Annotated in this window: 19 protein-coding genes, 5 tRNA genes and 1 pseudogene; 1 reads left to right on the top strand and 24 read right to left on the bottom strand. The window is 59.0% G+C overall.

The features are described 5' to 3' along the window. The 19 genes from tuf to Q362_RS0112055 all read right to left on the bottom strand — a co-directional run. A partial coding sequence (tuf, locus tag Q362_RS0112145) for an elongation factor Tu (RefSeq protein WP_028318912.1) occupies window positions 1-916 on the bottom strand: 916 nt, incomplete at its 3' end. A gap of 66 nt (window positions 917-982) precedes the next feature. Next, a tRNA-Thr gene (locus Q362_RS0112140) sits at window positions 983-1,057 on the bottom strand. A gap of 54 nt (window positions 1,058-1,111) precedes the next feature. Beyond that, a tRNA-Gly gene (locus Q362_RS0112135) sits at window positions 1,112-1,186 on the bottom strand. Window positions 1,187-1,236: 50 nt separating this feature from the next. Next, window positions 1,237-1,321, bottom strand: a tRNA-Tyr gene (locus tag Q362_RS0112130). 84 nt (window positions 1,322-1,405) lie between these two features. After that, window positions 1,406-1,481 (bottom strand) — tRNA-Thr (locus Q362_RS0112125). A gap of 118 nt (window positions 1,482-1,599) precedes the next feature. After that, window positions 1,600-2,802, bottom strand: a complete 1,203-nt coding sequence (qmoC, locus tag Q362_RS0112120) for a quinone-interacting membrane-bound oxidoreductase complex subunit QmoC (RefSeq protein WP_245590218.1) — start codon at window positions 2,800-2,802, stop codon at window positions 1,600-1,602. A 130-nt stretch (window positions 2,803-2,932) separates the two neighbouring features. Next, complete coding sequence (locus Q362_RS0112115; protein WP_028318910.1) at window positions 2,933-5,182, bottom strand: FAD-dependent oxidoreductase; 2,250 nt, start codon at window positions 5,180-5,182, stop codon at window positions 2,933-2,935. Between the two features lie 12 nt (window positions 5,183-5,194). Then, a complete protein-coding gene (locus Q362_RS0112110) occupies window positions 5,195-6,448 on the bottom strand; it encodes a CoB--CoM heterodisulfide reductase iron-sulfur subunit A family protein (RefSeq protein ID WP_028318909.1) in 1,254 nt (417 codons plus the stop codon). A gap of 190 nt (window positions 6,449-6,638) precedes the next feature. Further along, window positions 6,639-8,654, bottom strand: coding sequence for an adenylyl-sulfate reductase subunit alpha (gene aprA, locus Q362_RS0112105; protein WP_028318908.1), 2,016 nt, complete (start codon window positions 8,652-8,654; stop codon window positions 6,639-6,641). A gap of 61 nt (window positions 8,655-8,715) precedes the next feature. Next, window positions 8,716-9,141, bottom strand: a complete 426-nt coding sequence (gene aprB / locus Q362_RS0112100; protein WP_028318907.1) for an adenylyl-sulfate reductase subunit beta — start codon at window positions 9,139-9,141, stop codon at window positions 8,716-8,718. A gap of 401 nt (window positions 9,142-9,542) precedes the next feature. Continuing rightward, a complete protein-coding gene (locus tag Q362_RS0112095) occupies window positions 9,543-11,690 on the bottom strand; it encodes an FtsK/SpoIIIE family DNA translocase (RefSeq protein WP_028318906.1) in 2,148 nt (715 codons plus the stop codon). A 317-nt stretch (window positions 11,691-12,007) separates the two neighbouring features. Further along, window positions 12,008-12,430 (bottom strand): transcription antitermination factor NusB, encoded by a 423-nt coding sequence (gene nusB, locus Q362_RS0112090; protein WP_028318905.1) that lies wholly within the window; start codon window positions 12,428-12,430, stop codon window positions 12,008-12,010. 65 nt (window positions 12,431-12,495) lie between these two features. Next, entirely contained in the window at window positions 12,496-12,963 is a 468-nt protein-coding gene (ribH, locus tag Q362_RS0112085; RefSeq protein ID WP_028318904.1) for a 6,7-dimethyl-8-ribityllumazine synthase, read from the bottom strand. A gap of 23 nt (window positions 12,964-12,986) precedes the next feature. Further along, a complete protein-coding gene (locus Q362_RS20430; RefSeq protein ID WP_035216558.1) occupies window positions 12,987-14,231 on the bottom strand; it encodes a bifunctional 3,4-dihydroxy-2-butanone-4-phosphate synthase/GTP cyclohydrolase II in 1,245 nt (414 codons plus the stop codon). Between the two features lie 92 nt (window positions 14,232-14,323). Continuing rightward, on the bottom strand, window positions 14,324-14,980 hold the full coding sequence (locus tag Q362_RS0112075; RefSeq protein ID WP_028318903.1) for a riboflavin synthase: 657 nt from the start codon (window positions 14,978-14,980) through the stop codon (window positions 14,324-14,326). Next, the gene (locus Q362_RS0112070; RefSeq protein WP_051554222.1) at window positions 14,981-15,589 is read right to left on the bottom strand and encodes a tetratricopeptide repeat protein; all 609 of its coding nucleotides are present in this window, start codon (window positions 15,587-15,589) and stop codon (window positions 14,981-14,983) included. After that, window positions 15,579-16,730: a DVU0298 family protein gene (locus tag Q362_RS0112065; protein ID WP_028318901.1), complete on the bottom strand. Its 1,152-nt coding sequence runs from the start codon at window positions 16,728-16,730 to the stop codon at window positions 15,579-15,581. The genes Q362_RS0112070 and Q362_RS0112065 overlap by 11 nt, the downstream gene beginning before the upstream one ends. A 5-nt stretch (window positions 16,731-16,735) precedes the next feature. Then, entirely contained in the window at window positions 16,736-17,368 is a 633-nt protein-coding gene (locus tag Q362_RS0112060) for a tetratricopeptide repeat protein (protein WP_028318900.1), read from the bottom strand. Window positions 17,369-17,487: 119 nt separating this feature from the next. Next, on the bottom strand, window positions 17,488-18,459 hold the full coding sequence (locus Q362_RS0112055) for a bifunctional riboflavin kinase/FAD synthetase (protein WP_028318899.1): 972 nt from the start codon (window positions 18,457-18,459) through the stop codon (window positions 17,488-17,490). A gap of 403 nt (window positions 18,460-18,862) precedes the next feature. Here Q362_RS0112055 and Q362_RS0112050 point away from each other — a divergent pair. Continuing rightward, window positions 18,863-18,949, top strand: a tRNA-Leu gene (locus Q362_RS0112050). A gap of 201 nt (window positions 18,950-19,150) precedes the next feature. Here Q362_RS0112050 and Q362_RS25000 read toward each other — a convergent pair. From Q362_RS25000 to Q362_RS20420, 5 genes and pseudogenes are all read right to left on the bottom strand, one after another. After that, window positions 19,151-19,546: pseudogene (locus Q362_RS25000) on the bottom strand (transposase); the annotation flags it as partial. A gap of 15 nt (window positions 19,547-19,561) precedes the next feature. Then, window positions 19,562-19,900: a transposase gene (locus tag Q362_RS24995; protein ID WP_425389236.1), complete on the bottom strand. Its 339-nt coding sequence runs from the start codon at window positions 19,898-19,900 to the stop codon at window positions 19,562-19,564. 590 nt (window positions 19,901-20,490) lie between these two features. Then, the gene (locus tag Q362_RS20425) at window positions 20,491-21,942 is read right to left on the bottom strand and encodes an APC family permease (protein ID WP_084312648.1); all 1,452 of its coding nucleotides are present in this window, start codon (window positions 21,940-21,942) and stop codon (window positions 20,491-20,493) included. Beyond that, window positions 21,939-22,865 (bottom strand): SAM-dependent methyltransferase, encoded by a 927-nt coding sequence (locus Q362_RS0112040; RefSeq protein ID WP_028318898.1) that lies wholly within the window; start codon window positions 22,863-22,865, stop codon window positions 21,939-21,941. The genes Q362_RS20425 and Q362_RS0112040 overlap by 4 nt, the downstream gene beginning before the upstream one ends. A gap of 65 nt (window positions 22,866-22,930) precedes the next feature. Beyond that, window positions 22,931-25,276 (bottom strand): TonB-dependent receptor, encoded by a 2,346-nt coding sequence (locus tag Q362_RS20420; RefSeq protein ID WP_084312646.1) that lies wholly within the window; start codon window positions 25,274-25,276, stop codon window positions 22,931-22,933. Window positions 25,277-25,278: the final 2 nt, after the last annotated feature.

Genomic DNA, 25,278 nt, shown 5'->3' with positions numbered 1-25,278 from the left:
TCTTGTGCGGCTTGATCGAGCCGGGTTTGGCCAGCACCTGACCGCGCACAACCTCCTCACGCTTGACGCCGCGAAGCAAGGCGCCAATGTTGTCGCCCGCCTGACCCTCGTCAAGCAGCTTCCGGAACATCTCCACGCCCGTGCACGTCGTCTTGCTCGTCGGACGGATACCAACGATCTCCACCTCGTCACCCACGTGGATGACGCCGCGCTCGATACGACCCGTCGCCACTGTGCCACGCCCCGATATGGAGAACACATCCTCAACAGGCATCAAAAACGGCTTGTCGATCGCTCGCTCAGGCTGCGGAATATACGTGTCCACCGCCTCCATCAGATCCCAGATGCACTTGGCCTTGACCTCGTCCTCCGGATACTCCAACGCATTCAGTGCCGAACCCTGGATGATCGGAATCTCGTCGCCGGGAAAATCATACTTGTCCAACAACTCCCGTAACTCCATCTCCACCAGCTCAATCAGTTCGGGATCGTCGACCATGTCGCACTTGTTCAGGAAGACCACCATCGCAGGAACACCGACCTGACGGGCCAGAAGAATATGTTCACGCGTTTGCGGCATGGGGCCGTCCGTGGCCGCCACCACCAGGATGGCACCGTCCATCTGCGCCGCTCCGGTGATCATGTTCTTGATATAGTCCGCATGGCCGGGACAGTCCACATGTGCGTAATGACGGCTCGGAGTCTCGTACTCAACATGCGCCGTCGCAATCGTGATCCCGCGCTCCTTCTCCTCAGGGGCCTTGTCAATCTCACTGAAATCAGTGAACTTCGCCATCCCCTTCGTCGACAGCACCCGGGTTATCGCCGCCGTCAACGTTGTTTTACCATGGTCTATATGACCGATTGTTCCGACATTGACATGCGGCTTCGTCCGCGTAAATTTTTCCTTCGCCATCTCATGTCTCCTTGGACAAATGTTCAATCAGACTCAATCGATCCTGTGCTTAATCGATTGCTACTTTGGAGCCCACGATCGGATTTGAACCGATGGCTTCCTCCTTACCAAGGAGGTACTCTACCCCTGAGTTACGTGGGCGAAGATCGTCGCGGTGAATAGTTGCCCTGTCGCTTGGCCTCTACCAGGTGATACTGGAGCGGGAAACGAGACTCGAACCCGCAACCCTCAGCTTGGAAGGCTGATGCTCTACCATTGAGCTATTCCCGCTTAACCCCTGCAAAACTGCACAACCAAGACGACACCGCTGAACCAGGATGTGGTGGAGGGGGGAGGATTCGAACCTCCGAAGGCTCCGCCGACAGATTTACAGTCTGTTCCCTTTGGCCGCTCGGGAACCCCTCCACTGTATCACCAAAAGACAAGAGCAAGAAAGCTGATAACGCGCATCCCGCCAGCCGCTTTCTGGCTCTTGTCTTCTCAATCTCCTGGAGCTGGCGATGGGACTTGAACCCGCAACCCCCTGATTACAAATCAGGTGCTCTGCCAATTGAGCTACGCCAGCATGAGCCCGAAAAATATACCCTACAAAATTTAAAAATCAATATGTTTTTACTGAAGTCATTCAATAAAAAAACCGGGAAGAGAACTTCCCGGTTTGGTATCGACCCATGTGACCGAGGTTATCCGTTCAACGGATTCTTGATGTACGAGGAATCGCGATAGCGCTCGAATGCCATGGCGAAAGTGCGGTACACGATATGGGCAAATTTGGTGTACGGCATGTACAGGAAAAGCATCACCACGGAAATAAGATGCAGATAATACACGATATAGCCGAGAGAGGCGATACCGACCAAGCGGAGTATCTCGGCGCCGAGCCCCGTCACGCCAACCCCCATGATGATCCAGATCAGGAACCAATCGTAAAACGTGTTGGCCGCCTTCCCCGCCGCTTCCATTTTGCTTCTGTTCATCCAGAGGATGCCAACGCCGACAATCATGGCGACAGCCGAGACGTTGGCCAGCAACTTGATCGGGTTCCACATGGAGATAGGTCCATGCATGGAAGGAATCCAGATGCCGATCACGTCCTGGGTGAAGAGCGAGTAGCAGGTGACGATGAACAGGCCGATAAATGCGAAGACCAAAGGGCGATGTCCCTTGACCCGGTCGGCATTCACGGTGCATTCGCGGAATCGCTTATGCTCAAGGATCTCAAGGATTGCCGGCCACAGGAACTGTTTCACAAATTGGGGGACCGACGGTCGGTAAGGGACATCGTTCTGCCCGATGGATGCCGACATGCCCTGCCACAGGGCCGACACACCCTTGTACACCGATGTCACGGCGATGCCAACGGCGGTCAACATGATGATGTCGATAAAAAGAACGTTCTTGGCCAACAGACGAAAATCCCAATGGCCGAAGAACTGTGTATATCCGGCTTTGGCAAACTGCTCACCTGACGGGATGTGCATGCCTCCGGAGATCAACCACATCACAAAGATGACGACGGCCGGGATGCCGATGAGTACCGGCAGATTCTTCGCCGAACTGCACAATTCCGCAAGTCCCTTCGGCCAGCCGAGAGAGCGGTAGGCATAGGCGCGGATCGCTCCGAGTACATCGCCGGGACGGGCACCGCGCGGGCAGAGTTCGGTGCAATCGCCGCAGTGATGACACAAAAACACGTTCGGGTCTGTAATCAACTTGTCCTTCAATCCCCATTGGGCAAGAATCATTTCTTTGCGGGGAAACGGCTTGCTGTCAGAGGAAAGCGGACATGCGACCGAGCACGTCGCACATTGGTAACACTGTTTCAACGTGTCACCACCGGCCGCCTTCATGGCTTTGATAAATTCAAGATCGGGTTGCACGTTCATAGACATTAATTTCCTCCTGTCATGAAAGGTAATGGTCAACACATCGAGTCTTTTTGGCGAAAACCGACAAAAAGAGGGCGCCGCCATCCTTCAGACAGATGAGAATGGCGGCGTACACGGTCCGAGACGATCAAAAGCCCTTGAATGGATTCGGTCCCATGCCAACGATTTCCTCGACAAACTCGTCGATGATCGCCGGAATCTTATCATAGTCGGAAATGGCGATTTCACGAACACCGCACCGTTCCGGCTCGAGACCGAGTGAACCGAGGGTCTCGCCGATGTTCTCCATGCGCCGCGAGGCGATCTCGGATCCCTTGACAAAATGGCACTGGTAATCGTCGCCGTATTTGCAGCCAAGGAGCAATGCGCCGTCCATACCGGAGGACATGGCATCCTTGATCCACACCATGTTGACCGAACCGAGGCAACGGACCGGAATGAACCGGACCAGCCGATTCATCTTGTTGCGGTGCATGCCCGACATGTCGATGGCCGGGTAGGCGTCGTTCTCGCAGACAAACACGGCGATGCGCAGTTTTTCCTCGTCATCGTCGGGTACCTCGATGGCTTTGACCATCGATCCGATCATGTCGATGCTGTAGTCAGCGAAGTTGATGATGCGCTCGGGGCAGGCGCCCATGCAGGTGCCGCAACGCCGGCACCGGGTCGGATTGGGCAGCGGCGTGCCTTTCTCGTCGTCATCCAAGGCACCGAAGGGACATTCCTCTGTGCAGCGCTTGCACTGGGTACAGCGGGAGAAGAAGAAATCCGGATAGGTCTGATCGCCGGACCGCGGATGCACGGCAACGCCCCGATTGGCCGACTCGATGCACTGGATCGCCTTCAGGGCCGCACCGGTGGCGTCGTCGATGGTCTCTTCCATGGTTTCGGCCTTGCGGACACCACCACAGTTGTAGATACCGGTTCTTCTGGTCTCATACGGGAAGCAGATGAAATGCGAATCGGCATAGCCGTCGAACAGATCGAGATCGAGGAAGGCCGGGCCCTGGCGGTAGGCCAGATTGATCACATTGTCGCCAACTGTGGTCGGAACCATGCCGGCGGCAAGAACGACCATATCCACTTCCAACTGGAGATCCTCGCCCAGCAGGGTGTCCTCGACATCAACGAGCAGCGCGCTGCCGCCGGCAGACACCTTGGTCACCGCCGCCTTGGTCATGAAGACGCCATCCTTTGCCTGCATGCCCTTGTAGAAAAACTCGGCATTGCCGGGCGTACGCATGTGCTGGTACAGGATATAGGCCTTGCCGTCGGCGGGATTGTCCTCCACCACATAGTTGGCCTGTTTCAGGGCAACCATGGAGGTGACCGAGTTGCAGTATGGGAAATCCTTGTCGTTTTCCTTACCGCCTGGGCTCTGGACAAAGGCGACCCGCGCGGGAACCTTGCCGTTTTTCGCCAACTTCTCGAACTCGGCGTTGGTCACCACATTGGCCAGCTTGCCATAGCCTAGATGCTCATACTGGAAGACATCGGCGGGTTTCCAACCCGTGGCCAGCACGACAGCGCCGAAAATCTCGCCGTCCGGATTCAAATTGGTGTATTTTTGCAGCCCCTTGTTGGGATCCTCAACCTCACCCTTGTTGATCTGATCCTGCTGCTCTGCGGTCACTTTGGCGGGAGCATCCCATTCAGTGGTGGAGCCCGCAGTCTTGAAGGTGACGTTGAATTGTCCCGGAGATCCGCCGATACGTGCGACTTCGGTTCCGGTCCTGACCGTGATCTTGCTGTTTCCCTGCACCTCGGCGATCATATCCTGGATGCTCGGGTTCTCAAGGTCGGTGTACGGATAGGCGGTCGGGAACATTTTCCGCCAGCCAAGGGCCTTGCCGCCCAACTGCGCTTCCTTCTCGACAAGGGTAACCTCGTAGCCGGCCTTGGCGGCTTCCTTGGCGGCGGTCAATCCGGCGATACCGCCACCCATGACCAGTATCTTCTTGCAGATAGTCTCCAGTTTGTACGGCTCGGGCAATTCGGTCTTCTGCGCCCTGGTCACGGCCATGCGCACATAGTCCGTGCCCATTTCCTGCAGGAAATCGTCGACGCTGCCATCTTCTTTCAACGAACCGGTCCAGGCGACATGTTCACGCAGGTTGCCGCGAACGGTGATGGTCTGTTCGCCAAAATTGAACTCCTGCTGCATGACGCGGGGAGAGCAGGCGCAGACCACGATGGTGTTCACGCCTTGTTCCGCGATATCCTTCTCGATGAATGCCCGGCCATCCGCACCGCACAGACAGGCATGCTCCTTCATCTCAATGCCGGCATCGGAAGCTGCATCCTTCAGGCCATCAACATCGAGGACGTCGCCAATGCCGCAACCAGTACAGAGATATGCACCATATACTTTCTTCATTGACTCTTCCTCCTACCGTCCGATCTGAATTGCTTTAAGGGCAGCTGCCGTGGAGGATTGCCCACTGGTATAGACATCAACGGCAGCTTTGGCACAACCTGCGGAAAACATTCCCTTAGCCGCATCAGAAACCACAAATCCGTTGCCATCCATGGTCACGCCCAATGCTTTGCCTTGTTCGCCCAGCGCAGGCTCCATGCCGGTGGCCAGGATGCACAGGTCGACTTTTTGATGGATCTTGGTCCCGTTGATGGCATCTTCGGCGGTGACGGTGACGCCGCCGTCGCGCTCGGCGGCAATATCTGCAACCTTTCCCTTGATGAAGGTCGTGTTCGGATCAGCCATGAACTTCTCGCGGAAGTTCTCATATTTGCCGGGGGTGCGCAGATCAATGTAAAAGACGTAAATCTTGGCGTCCGGATATTGGGCACGGATGTAGGAGATCTGTTTGAAGGTGGCCATGCAGCAGATATAGGAGCAATGCTGCAGGTGGTTCTCGTCACGCGAACCGGCGCATTGCACGAAGGCGAAGGAGGCGGGCTCCTTGCCATCGCCGGGGCGGAGAATCTTCCCCTTGGTCGGGCCGTTGTCGGCGGCCAACCGCTCCATCATCATGTTGGTGATGATGGCGTTCGATGAGCTGTACTGCAGATTGGTTATCTTGGTGGGATCGTAGGGATTCCATCCGGTCGACCAGACGATGGCGCTGACCTTCAGGGTAAAGGTCTGGGGCTGCATGTCGAGATCAACCGCATTGTATTTGCAGGCAGCCTTGATCGCATCCAGTGTGGCGGCCGAGCAGGCCTCCTTGGCCAGCACATACCGGCGCGGGAAGGCCATCTCATGGGGAAGGTAGACGGCCTTGGTCGTACCCATGCCGAAGTTGAAGGCATCGTCGATCTCGTCGCCGCATACCTGAGCACAATCGCCGCAGGCCGTACAATTGGAATTGACATACCTCGGCGCCGTTTCCAGCTGGACCTCGAAGTTGCCCGGACCGCCGCTGATCGATTTAACGGTCGTCAAGGTGTAGGTCCTGATCCGACGGTTGTCTTTGATGCGCTTAAAATTGATTTCAAGCCCACAGGTGGGGGGACAAAGTTTGGGGAAATACTGATTGAGCTGGGCAACCCGGCCGCCAAAATACGCGTTTTTCTCGATGAGAAAAACATCGTTGCCGACTTCAGCAGCTTCGAGCGCGGCGGTCAGACCACTTATACCGCCACCCACAACCAGTACCGCACCATTGCCTGCAGTGTCACTCATGCCAATCCTCCATAACTGCTGGTATTGATGAAAGGTGATTTCTGGTTCAATTGATACGAAATGAGAAAAGCTACTTCATCTTTCGTCTCAACTCAAACAAAAACAAACCTGTTCGCATACAAAAAATCTCCAGGCTCCGCGAGGGGAGCCTGGAGATTTTTTTATTCAGACAATCAATGTCTTATCGAGATCAGATCCAAGGATTGGTCTCAATGATGTTGATGCACGGAACCTTCTCACACTTCCATTCCTTGCTCTTCGGATCGAAGGTGGAGTTGACGAAGCACTTCCAGTTCTCATCGTCACAGGTCGGGTAATCGGAACGATAGTAGAATCCAGGATAACGGGACTCTTTCCGGAACTCGATGTGACGGATGTGGGTCTCAACACACCAGATGCGGTGATAGTTCTCCCAGGCACGCATCAGCTCATGCAGGTCGCCGGCAGCCATCTTCTCTGCATCTTCACGCATCAAACGAAGCAGGTCGAGGCAGATGTTGAGCAGTTTGCCGGAGGTCATGTAGTAGGTGGCAACGCCGCCGCCGTACTCGTCGGTGGCCTTCATCAGACGCATCATCATACCAGCCGGCTTGACGTAGTTCGGGTTCACGTCGGTTGCGGTGGTTGCATCCTTGAACTGATTGTACAATTTGACCGGTGCGTACACCTCGTCGGCCAATTCCTTGGCGGTCTGGGCCAGTTCGGGGGTGAAGCCAGCGTTATCGCGGCAGTACTTGACCATCTGCTTGGCAACGATACGCCCCTCGGCATGGGAGCCGGAGGAGAACTTGTGACCGGAGGCACCAACGCCGTCACCGGCGGTGAACAGACCGTTGACGGTGGTCATACGGTTGTAGCCCCATTTGTACTGATGCGAACGGGGGCCATCAACTTCAGGTACCCAGCTTTCCATCGGACCGGAGGTCCAGATACCGCAACAACCGGAGTGGCTGCCCAGCATGTAGGGTTCGGTCGGCATGATCTCGGAACCAACTTTCTCGGGCTCGATATCCATACCAGCCCACAGACCGGCCTGACCAACGGACATATCCAGGAAGTCTTCCCATGCTTCGGACTCGAGGTGCTTCCAGAACTTCTTCACCTCTTTCTCATCCTTGCCGGAAGCGCGCTGGGCATCCAGGAAGGCGTTGAGGGCGACGTCGGTGGCCATGTAGATCGGACCGCGACCAGCCTTCAACTCGTTGAGCATCAGGTGGTTGCGCAGACAGGTCGGGGTGACGGCGGACTGCCCATACGGCATGAACTTGGACAGTTCATCCTTGACGGCCGGGCTGTTGGCGTAGAACTCGCCCAGACCGTTCTGTACTTTGGCCTTGAACAGGAGGAACCAAGCACCAACCGGGCCGTAACCATCTTTGAAACGCGCCGGGGTGAAGCGGTTTTCCATCATGGTCAGGGTTGCGCCGACCTGGGCACACATGGTGTAGGTGGAACCGGCGTTCCATACCGGATACCATGCACGGCCTTTACCTTCACCGGTGGACCGCGGACGGAAGATGTTGACCGCACCGCCGCAGGCTACCAGAGCAGCCTTGCACTTGAACACGTGTACTTTGTTCTCGCGGGTAGAGAAACCGACCGCACCGGCGATGGTGTTCTCTTTGTTCTTGTCGAGCAGCATCTTGACGATGAAGATACGCTCCATGATGTTCTCTTCGCCCAGAGCCTTCTTGGCCGGCTCGGCAACGACGCACTTGTAGGACTCGCCGTTGATCATGATCTGCCATTTACCGGTACGGACCGGAGCACCACCCTCGCGCAGGGTCTTGGCAGGCTTGGCGCCGTCCAGGTTGGAACCGTCTTCTGCTTTCTTCCAGACGGGCAGACCCCACTCCTCGAAGAGCTTAACGGACTCGTCAACGTGACGGCCAAGGTCATAGATCAGGTCTTCGCGGACAACGCCCATCAGGTCGTTGCGGACCATCTTGACATAGTCTTCGATGGCGTTCTCGCCGATGTAGGTGTTGATGGCGGACAGCCCCTGGGCAACGGCGCCGGAACGCTCCATGGCGGCCTTGTCGCAGAGAATGATCTTCATGCCTTCGGGTGCCCACTTCTTGATCTCGAAAGCGGCGCCGCAGGCAGCCATACCACCACCAACGATCAGCACATCACAGCTATGCTCAACGATTTCCGGATCGACAACGGCAGCAAGCTCGCCTTTTGGCTTATTCGGTAATGCCATATTTCTATCTCCTCAGTATTAGTGAATAGAACGTTAATGAAACCTCAACCCGCCTCGACACTTAGGCCAATTTGGTAGGAGCCGGCAGGTTGCTCTCGAGCAGCAAGCATTCGTCATCCAGATTGGCACCCTTCTGACCGGCATACTCGTTGGAAGCGCCTTCAGCGGTTGTCCGGATGGGGAATTTGAAACGTTTGACGTTGCCGTTGCGGAACTTGACGGTCCACATGATGGAGTCGGAAGACCGCATCGGGTGCACCTGACCGCCCAACGGCACGAAGTCGTCGTAACCACGAACAAAGATCGCACCCTGCGGGCAGATCTTCACACAGGAATAGCACTCCCAGCATGCATCCGGCTCCTGATTGTACGCCCTCATGGCCTCAACGTTGAGCACCATCAGGTCGTTGGGGCAGATGTACATGCAGGCGGTTTTATCTCCACCCTTGCAACCATCACACTTTGAAGGATCTACGTAACTTGGCATTAAACTACCTCCTCACTTGGATTTTCCATTATGGCGCCCGATCTGGGCCACCATCAACCTCTGACTTCTCTCTTCAAAAGAAACACATACGCATGGTGCGAGGCCATCCGTTTTCCACCACAGCCAGGTGCGCAGCCCTTTCATTTTACACGCATTTTCAAACAATTTTCCATGGTGAAAAAATGAACAGCCACTCATTTCCAGCCTGTGACACTTTTAATTTGTTGCCATCTCGATGTCAAGAAAAATCGTCAAAACAGGGCTGAACAGCAAAACTTAACGAAAGCATCAGAAATATGGATATATGCTGCGGGCCGGTCCGCCATGACGAATTTTTATCCGGCACCCGACGTCGATTCGCCGGGCAATCGGCAGCCGGTCGAATCCGCTCCGGCAGGGGGTCAGTCGATTTCAGAATAGGTCGAGCGAACCAGGACCTCGCGCGGCCGCGAACCGTCGGCCGGCCCGACGATACCCTCTTTCTCCATGATCTCGATCATGCGCGCGGCGCGGTTGTACCCGACCCGCAAGCGCCGCTGGACCATGGATATCGAAGCCTGGCCGGTCTCGGTGACCACGGCGACGGCCTCATCATATTTCTCGTCATACTCTTCACCCTCCCCATCGACGCTCTCCGCAGTCTCCTCGATCCCCTGCAACACCGATTCATCATAGTCGGCGAGGCCCTGGGTTTTGAGATAGGCGACCAGCCGGTCCGTCTCCTGCTCGGAGATGAAGGCGCCGTGGATGCGCTGCAGCTTGGCCGCGCCGGGAGGCAGAAACAGCATGTCGCCCATGCCGAGCAGATGTTCGGCGCCGGAGCCGTCGAGGATGGTTCGGGAGTCGACCTTCGACGAGACCTTGAAAGAAATGCGGGTGGGAAAGTTGGCCTTGATCAGGCCGGTGAGGACATCGACCGAAGGCCGCTGCGTGGCCAGGATGATGTGCATGCCCGCCGCACGCGCCATCTGGGCCAGACGGGCTATCGAGGTCTCGACGTCCTTGGAGGCCACCATCATCAGGTCGGCCAGCTCGTCGACAATGATCACGATGGAGGGGAGTTTCTCCTCGGCCACCTGGTTGTACGAGGCAAAGGATTTGACCCGCCTCTCCTCCAGCAGGCGGTAGCGGCGTTCCATTTCCCGAACCGCCCACTGCAGGGCCCGCGAGGCCATTTTCGCCTCCACCACCACGGGATGGAGCAGATGGGGAATGTCATCGTAAACCGACAGTTCGATCCGTTTGGGGTCGATCATGAGCAGGCGAACCTCCTGCGGCGTCGCCCTGAACAGGATCGAAGCGATGAAGGCATTGATCGCCACCGATTTGCCCGCACCGGTGGCACCGGCGATGAGCAGATGCGGCATGCGGGCCAGGTTGGCGACCACCGGCTGACCGATGACGTCGAAACCGAGGGCCAAAGTCAGGAACGATGGCGCCTCCTGATACTCGGGGGTGGTGAGGATATCCCGCAGAAAGACCGTCTTGCGGACCGGATTCGGTATTTCGATGCCGATGGCCGCCTTGCCGGGGATGGAACCGACAATCCGCACCCGGTCGACGCGGAGCACCATGGCCAGATCATCGGCCAAGGTCACGATCCGGTTGATTTTCACCCCCGGCGCCGGCGAGAATTCATACGTCGTCACCACCGGTCCGGGCGAGATCCCGGCCACTGTCCCCTGAACGCCGAAATCCTGGAGCTTGGCCGTCAAGGTGGCGCTCACCTCGTAGTAGTGCTCGCGGCTCAGCTCGACGTCCTCTTCCGCATACCGATCCAGCAGGGACAGCGGCGGCAGCCGGTACTGCCCTTTCCTGGCTGGCTTCGGACCGCGCTTTCGCTCCCTGATCGGTGGCGGCGCATCGATCTTACGAGAATTGTGGACCTGGGGCTGGGATTCGTCCTGCGTCGGGGCGGCATCATCATCCTGAGGCTCCTGGTCCCGTGGCTTCTGCATTGTGATCGGAGGATTCCGGGGCTCGGCGGGTTCCGCAGGCGGCGGGACAACGCGATCCCGGCGGCGCAGCAGTCCCAGAGGGGAAAAACGGACCGCCGCCATCAGCGACAGCAGCAACAGCAGCAGCAGGACCAGCATCGTGCCGGCACTGCCGATGGCGCCGCTGAGCAGACGCCAGACCAGAGCGCCGAGATAGCCGCCCGGGACGATGAAGGCGGCGGGAACTACCAATTGATCCATGGCCCCGAACAAACCGGAGGAACTGAGCATGATCCCGGATATGCCGACAACGATGGCAGGCAATCGGTCCGTGACCGTGCGGGCCAGCAGGGTCGCTCCCACGGCATACCCCAGGAGCATGATCGGGAAAAAGCCGATCAGGCCGAGAAAGGAGAAAAGATAATGGGCCGCATAGAAGCCGATGGTGCCGCACCAGTTGGCGGACGGCGCCTGCCGCGCCGGTTCCGGGCCGAGGAGAGGGAAAAGATAGCTGCCGAGGGCGATGAGAAAAAACAGGGCCAGGAACAGGAGCAGCAACGCCAGCACCTCCTGTTGCCTTCCTCCTTCTTTCCTGTCGTGCTGTTGCGCCATGACGTCCGGTCACCCAGGCCATCCCGACCGCCCTCGCGGCCGCGGTTCATCCATATGCCCCCGAGGAGCACCTCTCTGCCGCCGCGTCGGGACGCGGAACGCATCAGCGCCACGCCGCGACTCGCGGCATTCTTACCTCATTTTCCCCAAAAGAGCAAAAAGCGCCTCGGATGCCGGGTGCCGGGTGCCGGGTGCCGGGGCACCTCCGGGAGCATGCGTGGCCTTTCCCGATCCGGGACAGACGGAGACAATGAGCCGGCACAACGAGCCCGCCCTGCGGACGGCGGGCAGGTTTGACCGGGGAGATGATCGTACAGTCAGTTTGAACCAGCGACTTGAATGGCGTCGAGAATGCCGTTGATGAAGGCCACCGACTCGTCGATGGAGTACCGTTTGGCGATCTCCAGCGCTTCGTTGATCGCCACCTGGGCGGGAACATCGTCGCCATACCGCAACTCGAACACGGCGACGCGAAGAATGTTCCGGTCGACCGAGGACATCCGTTCCAGTCGCCAATTGTGGGAGTGTCCGGCCAGCAGGGCATCGATCTCGCCAAGATGGCGGCAGATCCCCTCGACCAGACTGCGGCCGTAGGGCATGGCTTTTTGCCCGGCCTCGAAACTCTGGCAGAAGCGCTCCCAGTCCCGCGTCACCAAATCGGGAGCGCCTGCACGCTCCTGAAAATCGTGGCTGAAGAGGAATTGCAGGGCCAATTCCCGAGATTTACGCCGTAATCCCATACCGCCAAGCCGAGAGAAGAGAAAAATTCAATGAGGAAAACGACGGACCGGTCCGCCGCATGCGATCAGCCCACCGCATCGAGCAGATTGATCATCTCCAGGGCGGCGATGGCCACATCCGAGCCCTTGTTGCCGGCCTTGGTGCCGGCCCGCTCGATGGCCTGCTCAATGGTCTCGGTGGTCAGCACGCCGAACAGGATCGGCACGCCGGTGTCGAGCATTACCTGGGCCGTGCCCTTGGCGACCTCGCCGGCCACATAGTCGAAATGTGGGGTGGCGCCGCGAATCACCGCTCCCAGACAAAGCACCGCATGGTATGTGCCCGAGCGGGCCATTTTCTGGGCCACCAGCGGGATCTCGAAGGCGCCGGGAACCCGGGCCACCACGATGTCGTCGCTGTTCACGCCGGAACGCACCAGACTGTCGATCGCCCCTTCCAGCAGTTTTTCCGAAATAAAGGAGTTGAAGCGGGCCACCACGATGCCGATTTTCCGTCCCGCCCCCTGCAGATGTCCTTCCAGATAATGTGCCATGTTCGTTCCTTATTAATTAGAGATCACGGATCCCTGGTGACGCAGCCCATCGGCATGTCGCCGTACAGCTCCAGGAGGTGGCCCATCTTGTCGCGCTTGGTGCGGAGATAGTCCTTGTTCTCGTCCTCGCCGGGGATCTCGATGGGCAGTCGATCGACCACTTCGAGACCGTAGCCTTCCAGTCCGATGATCTTTTTCGGATTGTTGGTCAAAAGCCGCATCTTCCGCACGCCGAGATCACGGAGAATCTGGGCGCCGATGCCGTAATCGCGCAGGTCGGGCTTGAACCCGAGGCGGATGTTGGCCTCGACCGTGTCCAGACCGTCGCTGTCCTGCAGCTTGTAGGCCTTCAGTTTGTTGATCAGGCCGATGCCCCGGCCCTCCTGGCGCATGTACAGCACCACGCCCTTGCCTTCCTGCTCGACCATGCGCATGGCGGCGTGCAGTTGGGAGCCGCAGTCGCAGCGGGCGGAGCCGAAGACATCGCCGGTCAGGCATTCGGAATGCACCCGCACCATCACCGGCTCGTCCGGGTTGATTTCGCCTTTGATCAGGGCCACGTGCTCCTGCCGGTCGACATCGTTCTGATAGGCGATCAGGCGGAATTCGCCGGCGTGGAAAGTGGGCAGCCGGGCCTCGGCGGCGCGTCGGACCAGGACGTCCTTGCGCAACCGGTAGGCGACCAGATCGGCGATCGTGGCGATCTTGAGCCCGTGCTGCTCGGCGAATATCTCCAGATCGGGCATCCGGGCCATGGTCCCGTCTTCCTTCATGATCTCGCAGATGATGCCGGCGGTGCGCAAACCGGCGATCCGGGCCAAATCGACCGATCCTTCGGTCTGGCCGGTCCGGACCAGGACGCCGCCGCCGCGGGCGCGCAGGGGAAAGATATGGCCGGGGCTGATGATGTCGCGGGGCGTGGCCTTGGGATGGACGGCCGCCTCGATGGTCCGCGCCCGATCCGCCGCCGAGATGCCGGTGCTCACACCGGTACGGGCCTCGATGCTGATGGTGAACCCGGTGCCGAAGGGCGACTGGTTGTTGGGCACCATCATCGGCAGCCCCAACTGTTCGACAATGTCCGGGCTCAGAGCCAGGCAGATCAGGCCACGGCCATGGGTCGCCATGAAATTGATGGCCTCGGGCGTCACCAACTCGGCCGCCATGCACAAATCGCCCTCGTTTTCCCGGTCCTCGTCGTCCACCAGGATGACCATCTTCCCGGCCCTGATGTCCTCTACAACTTCCTCAATCGAACTGACAGCCATACCATGCCTCTTTCAGAAAAAGGGCGTCGCCCGTTCCCCATGCAACATACCAACCATTCGCGCCCCGGCAATGCCTTGCCCGGCACCCGGAGCTATTTCAAAAAACCGTGCTCGGCGAGAAAGGCGGGGTTGATGCGGGACTGGTTCCCGCCCCCCGCGGATTGCTCAGCCAGCAGCTTTTCCACATACTTGCCGATCATGTCCACCTCGATGTTGACCCAATCCCCTTCCCTGAGTGCCCCTAAAGTGGTCACCGCCAGGGTATGGGGGATGATGGACACCGAAAACCGGTCGCGGTCGCAGCTGTTCACGGTCAGACTGACGCCGTTGATGGTGATCGACCCTTTTTCAATCACATACCTGGTCAATCCCGGTTCCAGGGAAAAGGTGAACAGGGTGAAATCTCCCGCTGGCCGCCGCTGGCGGAGCTGGCCCTGGGCATCGACATGGCCGCTGACCAGATGGCCGCCCAGCCGGTCGCAGAGCCGCAGGGCCCGCTCCAGATTGACTCTGGCACCGGTCTGCAACCGGCCCAATCCGGTCCGGGCCAGACTCTCCGGCGAGACGTCGACATAGAACCGGTTGCCCTTGATGTTCCGGGCCGTCAGACAGGCGCCGTTGACCGCGATCGACTCGCCCTCCTCCGGGTCGGTGAGGTCGAAGCCGGCTTCCAGACCGAAGATCATGCCACCGCCGGACGGCCGCTTCTCAAAGAGCGTGCCCAGCCCCTGGATGATCCCGGTGAACATCTATTCCCCTTGCTCCAGATCAGCGGCCCGCCGGTTGAACTCCTCGGCCAGGCGCGCATGTCTGAAGTGGCCATGGATGCCGGCCACCGAGCGGTAGGCATCGGCCGCCTTCAGCCGTTCCCCCTGTTCGAGATAGGTCTCGCCGATCACGATCAATACCTCGACCGCTCCCTTGGGATTGTTGGTCAGGCGATAATGCTCCAATATATCGTAGAGCAACTCCAGGGCCTTGGCCTGATCGCCCAGCTTGCGGTAGGCGGCGGCCATCTTCTTGTTCAGCGCCAGCACGGAAAAACTGTCGTCTTCCTTTTCGCAGATGGCGTGCGCCCGCTGATAGTTGGCAATGGCCATGGCGTACTCGCCGCGGGCCAGGCAGGCGTCGCCCAGCCGGTCGGAGGCGTTGGCCACCCCGGCCTGGTTGTTCTGCTCCTCGAATCCCCGCAGGGCATTGTGGAAGGCGATGGCCGCCTGGGCATATTCGCCGTCCCCGTACAACTTGCGGCCTTCGCGGTAATCCTTTTTGGCCTGGTCCTCTTCCTCTTGCGCGCCGCCCGTTTCCTTGGCCACGGGGCCGATGTTCTGCAACGGCTGGATAAACTCACTCGCCATGGGGCTCTTCCTCATGAATGGTCCGGGTGGCCTGGACGGACAGCTCGGCCACGGTTGTTTCGACGGGCTGCCCCTGTTCGTACATGGTGATGGGGGTGGCGTCATGCTGCAACCCCATGATCTGGAACCCCGCTTCCTTGGCCCTGATGCGGCCGAGTAGCCGCAGGGTCAGTCCCCGGAACACCGGATTGGCATGGTTGAGCACCGGGAACAGGGCGTAAAAGGGAATTTTGCGGATCAAATCGGGCCGGGTGGCGGCAATCTCGCCCAACCCCCAGAGCACCGCCTCGCGGGTGCCCGGATCGCCCATGAAATTGAACAGGTGCCGGGTAAAGGCGCCGTAAATGTCGGGCCGGGCGGCGATGATCGCACCGATGGCCTCGACCATTCCCCAGGAACTGGCCGCCGAATCGGAACAGGCCTCGAACAACCGGTGAAGGAGGTCCGCCACCGGGCCGGGCTCGCAGGTGGCCACCCGGCCGCACACCTGGCCCAGCACCCAGGCGGTGCGATAGCGCATGCCGGTGTCGGGTTCGTACAAAAGCCGCTGGAGATAGCGCAGCACCTTGCGGTCGTCATAATAGAGCGCCACCAGCCCGTCGATGTCGCCGCGCCGGGCCAACTCCTTGACCGCCTGCTTGTCCGCCCGCTGCCTGACCCGCTTGGGATCAGGGGCCGTCTCCACTACCGGCGCACCAGCCGCCGGCGTTTCGTCGTTTTCAGCCTGCCCGACTGGCCGGGGCGCCGCCTCCGGCGTAAAGCGCTTGACCAGTTCGGCCATCTCCTTGTGCAGGCGGACAAAAAAAAGAACGCCGCGCACGGCTCGGCCGTCGAGGTTGCGCTTGGGCACCACCTGATGGGTGACCTCGTCGTAATCCTCGATGATGCCTGTCAGATAATCGTCTTCGGGAACCAGCTCCCAGGCGAGATCCCCCTGATCGTTGCAGGCGCTGACCAGACACTCGACCATGGCCGCGCCGATGTTGTGTCCGGTGGTGTCGCTGACATAGACCGCGCCGCACTCGCAGGTGCCCATGGGGAACTCGCGCATCTTGCGCTGGATGCCCTCGGTTGGCCGGCCGATGTCCATGCCGCAGAACGGACACCAGGGTTTGACGATCGCTTCCGCCTTGCTGCCCATGATACTTACGACAGCTTCGCCTTCAGGGCGTCGACAAAGCGGGAATCGACGCTGTAGCCCAGTTCGCGGGCCTTGTCCATGTTTTTCCAGGACTCCTGATACGCGCCCTTGAAATAAAGCGCCACCGCCAGATTGTTGCGCGCCATCGCCGAATCGGGTTCCAGCGTGACGGCCTGGCGGGCCGCGTCCACCGCCTTGTCGTCCTCCTCGACCATGGTGTAGGCCGAGGTCAGGTTGATCCAGGCGGTGAGCAGCTTGGGATCGATCTGTACCGCCCTGGAGTAACATTCGATGGCCTGGTCGACCTCGCCGCGGTGCTGACGGATGAGGCCGATATTGACATGGGCCTCGGCCATGTCCGGGCTGATGGCCAGGGCCTGCCGGTTCAGTTCCAGGGCCCGGTCGGTATCGCCGCGGTCGAAGAAGATGGCACCGAGGTTGATCATCGACTCCATGGACTGGTTGTCCAACTCGATGGCCTTCTCCAACTGGGCGATGGCCTCGTCGATCCGCCCCACCTGCCGGTAGACCAGGCCGAGATGGTGCCGGGCCATGACATTGTTCGGTTTTTCGGCCACCACCTTTTCCAATTCGTCGATCACTGCCCCGAGATCGGCAGTTTTTGGTGCTTCCGTCATATGGACAACCTTTTATATAGTGCGTGTCAAAACAAAACCTGAGCCGGCAGATTCCGGCCATTCCGGCGAAAAATTTGTTACAAGTATAGGCACGAACGGCCCGCACGCAAGAGCGGTTGTCATGCCTCGGTCTCGCGGTGATAGGCGATCAGCCTTTTCTGCTGCTCCTTGGCCAGCACCTTGCGCGCCACCTCGATGTCCCGGCGGATCTGCCGGGACAGGGCGTCTATTCCGCTGAAGGCGATCTCGCTGCGCAGATGCCGCAGGAGATTGATCTTCAACGGCCGGCCGTAAATATCGGCGTTGAAATCGAAAATATGGGTTTCCGCCACCAGGCTCGTGTCGCCGAAGGTCGGGTTGTAGCCGATGTTGGAGACGCCGCCGTACTGTCTGCCGTCGTAGATGACCTGGGTGACGTACACGCCCCGCTTCGGGCAGAGATCCTCCTCGGAGAGATACAGATTGGCGGTGGGAAAGCCGAGTTGGCTGCCGCCACGCCGGCGACCCCACTGCACGTCGCCGCGGATCTGATACCACCGGCCGAGCAGCCTGCGGACATCCCCCATCTTGCCGGCGGCCACCAACTCCCTGATCCGGCTGCTGGACACCAGCATGCCCTGCTCGTAATGGGCGGGCATCACCATCACCGAAAAGCCCTTTTCCTCGCCCTGCCGCTGCAGAAAGGCGGTATCGCCCTGGCGGCCCTTGCCCATGGCGTAATCGTAGCCGACCACCAGATCGCGCATGCCCAGCCGGCCGAGCAGGACCTTGTCCACGAATTCGTCCGCCGTGGTCATCGCCATCTCGCGGGTGAAGGGAATGATCACCAGCACGTCGATCCCGGCCCGGCCGATCAGCTCGATCTTCTGGGGAGTGGTCGAAATCAGCCGGATACCCTGCGGGCTCAGCACCTTGAGCGGATGGGGATCGAAGGTGACGGCCACGCTGGTGCCCCCGTTCTGCCGGGCGCGGGCCACCACCTGATCGAACAGCTTCTGGTGGCCGAGATGCACGCCGTCGAAGTTGCCGATGGTGATGTGCGCCTGCGGAAAAGGGGTCGTGATCTCGTTGAGGTCAGTGAATATTTCCATGGAAGCTCCGCCGGATTCCGGCGGACTCGGTGCATAGACAAACAGTGAATTCCCGGTGGTCGGGAATATTCTCGCGACCATGGAAAAGGGGATATGTACCTCAAATCGGGAAAACACGCAAACAGTTCATGCCGTTTGCCGGGCAGGAGATCGCTGCTGACCCGCATCCTTGGAACCGGCCCATACAGTCAGCATTCTTTTTCGGAACGGCCGGGACGGCGCTTCATTTCTGCGCTCAGACCGGCGCCTGCACAACATGGCGTGATCCACCCGTCTCTGTGGTGCCCTCCACCGATGCCACCCTTCAGGGCGGTCGCAGCGCCTCCTATCCCCAAACATTCGGCACCGCTGCAAAGAATTGCTTGACAAACAACCTCGCGGCGAGCATATTGGCTGCCGCAGTGCCGAAGTGGCGGAATTGGTAGACGCGCTAGGTTCAGGGTCTAGTTGGGGTTCCCCAGTGGAAGTTCGAGTCTTCTCTTCGGCACCACATTATCATCCACGGAAGTCCGTGGAAGTCCTTTAACCCCGAAAAGCCCTTTGGGTTTTCGGGGTTTTTTCATGCTTTTCCCTCCATTATCGTCCGTTGACATCCCCGATTTTACGGGTACAAAACGGGGTACAATCAACTGTTCAACGAATAAGCATCCTTTTTGTTGTCGGGTTTCGTCGCCAGACAACATCGCTCATGTCATGTCACTTTTCGACAGCTCCTGCTATATCCAGGCACGCGTTTGCCAGATGAGCCGAATGCACCGAGATACCCCTGGAGATACCGGGACAAAACGCCATGGAAGGTTCCATTGATGCACTTTTTCATGTTACCGATCATGATCTGCACCAAGGGCAACCAGACCCGAGCCTCCCTGGAGGCATGATCCTTTTTTGATGTTTGTGCTGCTTGGCGCCGACATGCAATGCAGGGAACGCGTCGATCTTCACCGTCTGTCGATACGGAATGCCGAGTGAGAAACCTGCCGACCGTGTCTGTGTACACGCTGTCGACCGCTTGCATGGCAAGAAACCCGGCGCCCTTTTCCCGGGTTTTGACCGCAACAAGCACAGGGCGCTTCCCCTCGGTGCCACGGTCTCTTTTACCGGATCATCTGCCGCCGACAACGGTGTCGTCCCGTCCGATCAAGTTGGCAAGACGATGGATGCTGTCCCGGTGGGCCATGGCGTGTCGGATCTTGCGCTGCACGGTTCGGGCTGTGATCGAGGAAACGCCCAGGTGCTTGGATGCTCGAAGAGCGGAAAGGCCACCTTTATCAGAAGCCGTGAGGGAGATGGCCCAGAACCATTTGACCAGGGGAATGTTGGGGGCACATTGGCATAGATGGCGAGAGGCAAGAGGGGAGGCTTTTGTGCCGCCACAGACGAGGCACTGGTATCCGCTGGGCCAGCGCACCGCAACCAGAGCCTGAACACATGAGTCTTTCATACCGAATCGTTTCCGCCGTTCTGACAAACTGGCTTCGGGCATCTGCACGGCAAGACCTCTCTTGAAATATCATCCTGATCTTGCTTGAAGCAATAAGCATTATCCCGAGTTTTGTTTAAAACCACTAATCACAAGGACATCCGCAGTGATGTAAAACCTGGAAACAATCAACGTGAATTTCGGAATCCAGCTCCGATTATTTCGGAATCCAATTGCGTGAATCACGGAGCCCGTGTGCCTGGTGACGTTCTTGCAAAGCAAAAACCTCCGAACCCTGCCACCCGTGAAGGCAGGAAGATCTGGAGGTTTACGTGTCAGCTTGTCGCGCCATGAGCGAACCTTGCAATCTCGCCGAAGTTGCGTATCCCGGTGTGACCGATACGGTCCAGAGACTCGCTATCCAGTGGTTGGCCAGACCTTCCGGAGCAGGCTTCGCACTCGCCAGAATATGCGATCTTGCCCAGCCGCACTGCAAAAGGCTCCTGTACTTATCAATGGACACAGATTGAGCAGTCGCTACATAGTCTCAACCAGAGTATTGACCATACGTTTTCCGTTCCGGTCTTTCTTCACCATGAAAGGCCTGTCGGTCATTGGTCGAGTTTCCTTTCGCTTTTGAGCGGACAGAAATGATGCGGGAGCAGGACACTCGCACCGGATTCAGTGGCCGGCTTGACACCTCCCTTGTGAAAAAGAACATACACGCCGATACCAACGGCAATGGTACCAAGCCCATAGAGGGTTGCGACCGGACGGGTGAATACCGAATACACGGTGATCCAAAGGTTGCCGGCTATAAAAAGCAATGGCGTCAATGGATATCCCCAGGTTGTATAGGGCCTAGCGAGATCCGGTTCGGTGAGGCGCAGCTTGACCAGTCCGGCCACCGTGACCATGGCCGACAGCGACAGGGTAAACCCCATATAGATCAGGAGGCTGTCAAAAGTTGCACTGACGATCATCACAACGGCGATGACCGCTTGAAAGGCGATCGCCTGCACCGGCGTGTGCCGGTTCGGGTCGACCCTGCCGATACCCCGGAAAAACAGCCCGTCCCGCGCCATGGCGTAATAGACACGGGGGCCGGTCATGACCATGGCGCTGACAACCGAGAGCAAGCCGAGCGCAATCGCCCAACTGATCGCCGATCCGATCGCCGACCCGAACAGGGCCGATGCCGCGCCGGCACCCACATCCAGCATACCCTTCATCGATTCCACCGGCAGGGCATACACATAGGCCAGGTTGAGCAGGAGATAGACCCCGGTAACGAACACCGTCCCGACCAATAGGGCTAACGGCAGATTGCGCTGCGGTCGACGAATTTCACCGCCGAGATAGGCGGCGGCATTCCAGCCGCTATAGGCAAACGAGACGAAAATCAAGGAGATGGCAAAGGCACCGCCCTCAAAAGTGGAGCCTCCGCCGTGCACCAAGGCCCTGAGCCGTTCGCCATCGCCGTTGCCGAGCCAGAAACTGCCCAAACCAAAGGCCAAGACAAACAGCACCTTGAATCCGGTCAAAACGTTCTGGACCCGTTGTCCCAAACGAAGGCTGTGGTAATGGACCAGCGAGAAGACGATGACCACCCCGATCGCCGTGACCGATACGGGCGAAACAGTGATCCAGTTCCGCCCGCCCACCTCCAGGACAAACCACGGCGGGCCGCCTTTGCCACCCATCAGGTAAACGGCAAAGGCGATGGCCGCGGCGGCAATCGGCGCGGAAAAGCCGACAACCAGGGAAATCCATCCAGACAAAAACGCGGGGAGCGCACCAAAGGAACGTCGCAAGTACACGTACTCCCCCCCGGCATAGGGCAGCATGGCGCCGAGTTCCCCGTAACACAGCGCGCCCGTCAACGCAAAGATCCCCCCAATGAGCCAGGCGATCAGGAGTGCCTGGGCGTTGGGCATTTCCTGCACGATGAATCCGGAGGTGGTGAATACGCCGGTTCCAACCATGTTGGCGACGACGAGAGCGATAGCCGACCACAGGCCGATCTCCCGCTGCAACCCGTCCCCGGACAATCGGCGTTTCATTTCAGGAAATCTCCCACATAGATGAGATGTTCGAAAGGCAGATCGCGGCCCTCGGTTTGTTTGAGCACGGTATCCAGGGTTGCCTGGAGAACGCGTTCCTTTTCCTTGGACCCGGCATGGAAGACAATGGCCAGGGGGGTATCGGCGGGATAGCTCTTTTTCAGCACATCCACCACCTCGGCCAAGTTCATCCCCATGGTATAGAACACCAGGGTGGACTGGCTCTCCGCCAGCTTGGCCAGACTATCCTTGCCCTGATAGCCTTCGCGCGCGCCTCGGGCAGCGGTCAGAATGACGGAGCTGCTCTGGCTCCCCCGGGTCACATCCCGTTTCAGAGCGGCATTGGCGGCGTTGAAACTGGACAGCCCAGGAATGACCACCGGAGACAGATCGGCAAATTCACGAAGATAGCCGATATGCGGACCAAAAATCGTCGGATCGCCATTGTCCAGGATGGCGATGGTTTTGCCTGCGGCGACGCCTTCGCGGATGATTTTCCGGGTTTCATCCTGCTGTTTCTGGATTTCGGCAAGCGGTTTGCGATGGCGGCCGACGGGTTGTTGCCCGGATGGCCCGGTGCCAATATCCTTTGCCCCCTTTTTCTCGGCCTGCTTTTCCGCACGGTGCATCATACCGAACAGGCCATGCCCGGCGTCGTGCACTTCCTTGCCGGTAAGCAGCGTGGCATAGGCTTCACGCACCCCCTGCATGGCAAAGATGATATCGGCCTCGGCAATGGTGTCGCGGGCCCGGATGGTCATATTCCCCATGTCGCCCGTCCCCAGGCCCACAAGATAGACTTTCCCCTTTTTCCCCTGCTCGTGATGAGGGTGGGCAAGGGCCGCGGAAGTCATGAAGGCGAACACCGAACAAAGCACCATGAATTGGACCCCAAAAATCATTTTTCTTCTTTCATACAGCATGCGCATTCTCCTCAAATTCTACAGTTGTCGATAAAATCCGGCCGCGGGACCGGTTTGGTTTGCCATCAAAATCGATAGGTTGCCATCAGGCGCACATTCCGCCCCTCTTCCAGCAGGATATCGTCACCGTTGGCAATGGACGTCTGATCGCTATAGCGATGGTCAAGCAGGTTGTTCATCGCCAGGGAGAGGGTGAGCCCTTTCAGGTAATCGGGGCTGTATTCCACCTGGAAATCGAGCACGGTATACCCTGCCCGTTCAATCTGTCCGGAGGCCACATCGTCAAGCCGGGAAACCAATGTCAGGGTGCCGCCGAGGATTACTTCGTCCGTTGCTTGCCACCGGTTGTCCCAGACCAGTTTGTCGCCGACCGGCGCCCCTTTTCTTCTTGCGATGCTGATCGGGTTGCCGTATTGATCCTCGGTGTCGATATGGGTGAACGCCAGGGTGGTGTCATACTGGGCAATGCCCCAACCAATCCGGAACTCCCATCCCTTGGAGTAGACCGTATCCGGGTTGTTCCAGATTTTGGTCACCGCACCGCCACCGCCACCGACCCGCTCGATCGTGTTCTCCAACTCGGTTTCAAACAGCGACACCTCGGCGTTGAAACGGTCGGACGAGGCCAGCAACCCCTTGCCCGTGTAGCGCAGGCCGCCTTCCACCTGCTCGGAACGCTCCGGCTCGAACGGCTTGCCGTCGTTGAAGTTCGTCCCTTCGTAAATATTTGCCATCCAACCGACAGGGATCAGGCCGCTGCCGCGCACCGCCTCGCCGTAGTTGGCAAATGCCGTCAGCCCCGGCAACAGTTCCCAGTCCGCCCCAACATTGGGAGAGACCTCACTGCCGTCAAAGGTATTCGGACCGTACTCGGCCTCAAAGTCATCCAACCTCGCACCAAACGACAGCCCAAAGGCACCAAGGCTCATCCGGTTCTGCAGATACAGGCCCAGATTATCCGACTCGTTGCTCATCCGCCGGCCGGACAAAGCACCAAAGGTTCGTGGCGATTCCCCTTCCTCGTTCAGATAATCGAGCCCCAAGATCAACTTATGGCCCGTTGGGCCCAGGTCGAAACGAAACGTATTGCGGAAATCGCCGCCCCGCTGACGGCTCGAATATTCGGTGTCGGCGGTTTCGTTGGCCAGCGAATTATCCGTGGTATAGGCGTTGAATCTGAGATCGATCAGCCGGTCGCCCGGTTTGTACCGGTAATCAGCCACCCAGGTCTCCCGCTCCGTGGACTGACGGACAGGCTCCGAGCCGTCCGGCGCAATGCCCATGTCGCTGCCCGCGCCTCCCCACAGATACAACCCCTCGTTGGTGTTGCGTTCCCCACTCAATCGAAGGCTGTGTCCATGCAGCTCCAGCAGGCTGAACTTGGCCATGAAGGATTCGTCCTCACTTGCCGAATTCGGCATGTCCCCACCGCCGCCAGCCCGATAGTCGTCCGTGTCCACGCCAGAGGCATGGACGAAAAATCCGGCCTGCTCGTGCTGGCCGAAAGCCGTTGTCCCCCAGTTCCAACCCTCGTCCGCGCCGGTATACCCGCCCCGAATCCGTCCGCCCGCCTTCTCGCCGGGCTCCAGCAAATCCTGGGCGTCCACCGTCTCGAACCGGATGCTCCCACCCAGCGCTCCCGGACCCTGGTCCGCACCCGGACCGGGATGGACATCCACCAGCTTCAACAGGCTCGGCTCGATATTGCCGATACCGCCCCGATGCTGGTGCATGTTGGTGTTCTGCTTCGCACCGTCCACGCTGATGTTCAGGTTGCTCCCCTCGATCCCCCGCAGATAGATCCGCTGCGCGTTCCGGGATCCGCCTCCCACGCTCACCGACGGCTCCGTGGTAAACACATCCGCCATGTCCAGCGCCTGGGTCCGCTGCAACACATCCGTCGGAATCGTCCGCGTGCCGCTCCCACCCATGTCCTTCACCGTCATCACCGGTAGAACGGTGAGACCGCGATGCAACGGCGGCGAATATGTTCCGTCCGCAACCTGCCGGGTATCTGCCGCTCCGGACTCCGATCGTTGCAGCACAAACCCTCCGGCCTGCTCGACGGCGCTCAATCCCGTGCCCCGCAGCAACCGTGTCATGGCTTCGCGAACCGTGTAGAGACCGGTCAGCCCATTGACCTGCTGATCCACCGCAAGGCCGGGGGTATAGGCGATGTTGACCCCGGCAATGTTGGCAAGCTGCACCAGTGCGGTTGCCAATGTCCCGGCATGGATCTCGAACGAATGGACGGCCACTGTCGGCGATGCCGCCCGCACTCCGGCCTGCCCGACGGACACGAACAGGCACAGGGCGACAAGTGTTGGCGCATGGATGCGACGCAATACCAAAGGGAATCGGCTTGGCCACGATCTTTTCCGAAACGGTGTTTTCCAGTGGAACCCCTGCATCT

This window comes from Desulfobulbus elongatus DSM 2908 (genome assembly GCF_000621145.1).
Taxonomy (GTDB): Bacteria; Desulfobacterota; Desulfobulbia; order Desulfobulbales; family Desulfobulbaceae; genus Desulfobulbus; species Desulfobulbus elongatus.
The sequence above is the reverse complement of the archived record's forward strand: the minus strand, read 5'-3'. Positions and strand labels throughout refer to the sequence as shown.

Coding starts and splice junctions, on each gene's coding strand:
- Q362_RS20425 (WP_084312648.1), bottom strand. CDS start 21,942: ATGAAACGCCGATTGTCCGGGGACGGGTTGCAGCGGGAGATCGGCCTG.
- Q362_RS0112070 (WP_051554222.1), bottom strand. CDS start 15,589: ATGGCGAGTGAGTTTATCCAGCCGTTGCAGAACATCGGCCCCGTGGCC.
- Q362_RS0112115 (WP_028318910.1), bottom strand. CDS start 5,182: ATGAAGAAAGTATATGGTGCATATCTCTGTACTGGTTGCGGCATTGGC.
- Q362_RS20430 (WP_035216558.1), bottom strand. CDS start 14,231: ATGGCTGTCAGTTCGATTGAGGAAGTTGTAGAGGACATCAGGGCCGGG.
- Q362_RS0112040 (WP_028318898.1), bottom strand. CDS start 22,865: ATGCTGTATGAAAGAAGAAAAATGATTTTTGGGGTCCAATTCATGGTG.
- nusB (WP_028318905.1), bottom strand. CDS start 12,430: ATGGGATTACGGCGTAAATCTCGGGAATTGGCCCTGCAATTCCTCTTC.
- Q362_RS0112060 (WP_028318900.1), bottom strand. CDS start 17,368: ATGACGGAAGCACCAAAAACTGCCGATCTCGGGGCAGTGATCGACGAA.
- aprB (WP_028318907.1), bottom strand. CDS start 9,141: ATGCCAAGTTACGTAGATCCTTCAAAGTGTGATGGTTGCAAGGGTGGA.
- Q362_RS20420 (WP_084312646.1), bottom strand. CDS start 25,276: ATGCAGGGGTTCCACTGGAAAACACCGTTTCGGAAAAGATCGTGGCCA.
- Q362_RS0112055 (WP_028318899.1), bottom strand. CDS start 18,459: ATGGAAATATTCACTGACCTCAACGAGATCACGACCCCTTTTCCGCAG.
- ribH (WP_028318904.1), bottom strand. CDS start 12,963: ATGGCACATTATCTGGAAGGACATCTGCAGGGGGCGGGACGGAAAATC.
- Q362_RS0112065 (WP_028318901.1), bottom strand. CDS start 16,730: ATGGGCAGCAAGGCGGAAGCGATCGTCAAACCCTGGTGTCCGTTCTGC.
- Q362_RS24995 (WP_425389236.1), bottom strand. CDS start 19,900: ATGAAAGACTCATGTGTTCAGGCTCTGGTTGCGGTGCGCTGGCCCAGC.
- Q362_RS0112110 (WP_028318909.1), bottom strand. CDS start 6,448: ATGAGTGACACTGCAGGCAATGGTGCGGTACTGGTTGTGGGTGGCGGT.
- Q362_RS0112075 (WP_028318903.1), bottom strand. CDS start 14,980: ATGTTCACCGGGATCATCCAGGGGCTGGGCACGCTCTTTGAGAAGCGG.
- aprA (WP_028318908.1), bottom strand. CDS start 8,654: ATGGCATTACCGAATAAGCCAAAAGGCGAGCTTGCTGCCGTTGTCGAT.
- Q362_RS0112095 (WP_028318906.1), bottom strand. CDS start 11,690: ATGGCGCAACAGCACGACAGGAAAGAAGGAGGAAGGCAACAGGAGGTG.
- qmoC (WP_245590218.1), bottom strand. CDS start 2,802: ATGAACGTGCAACCCGATCTTGAATTTATCAAAGCCATGAAGGCGGCC.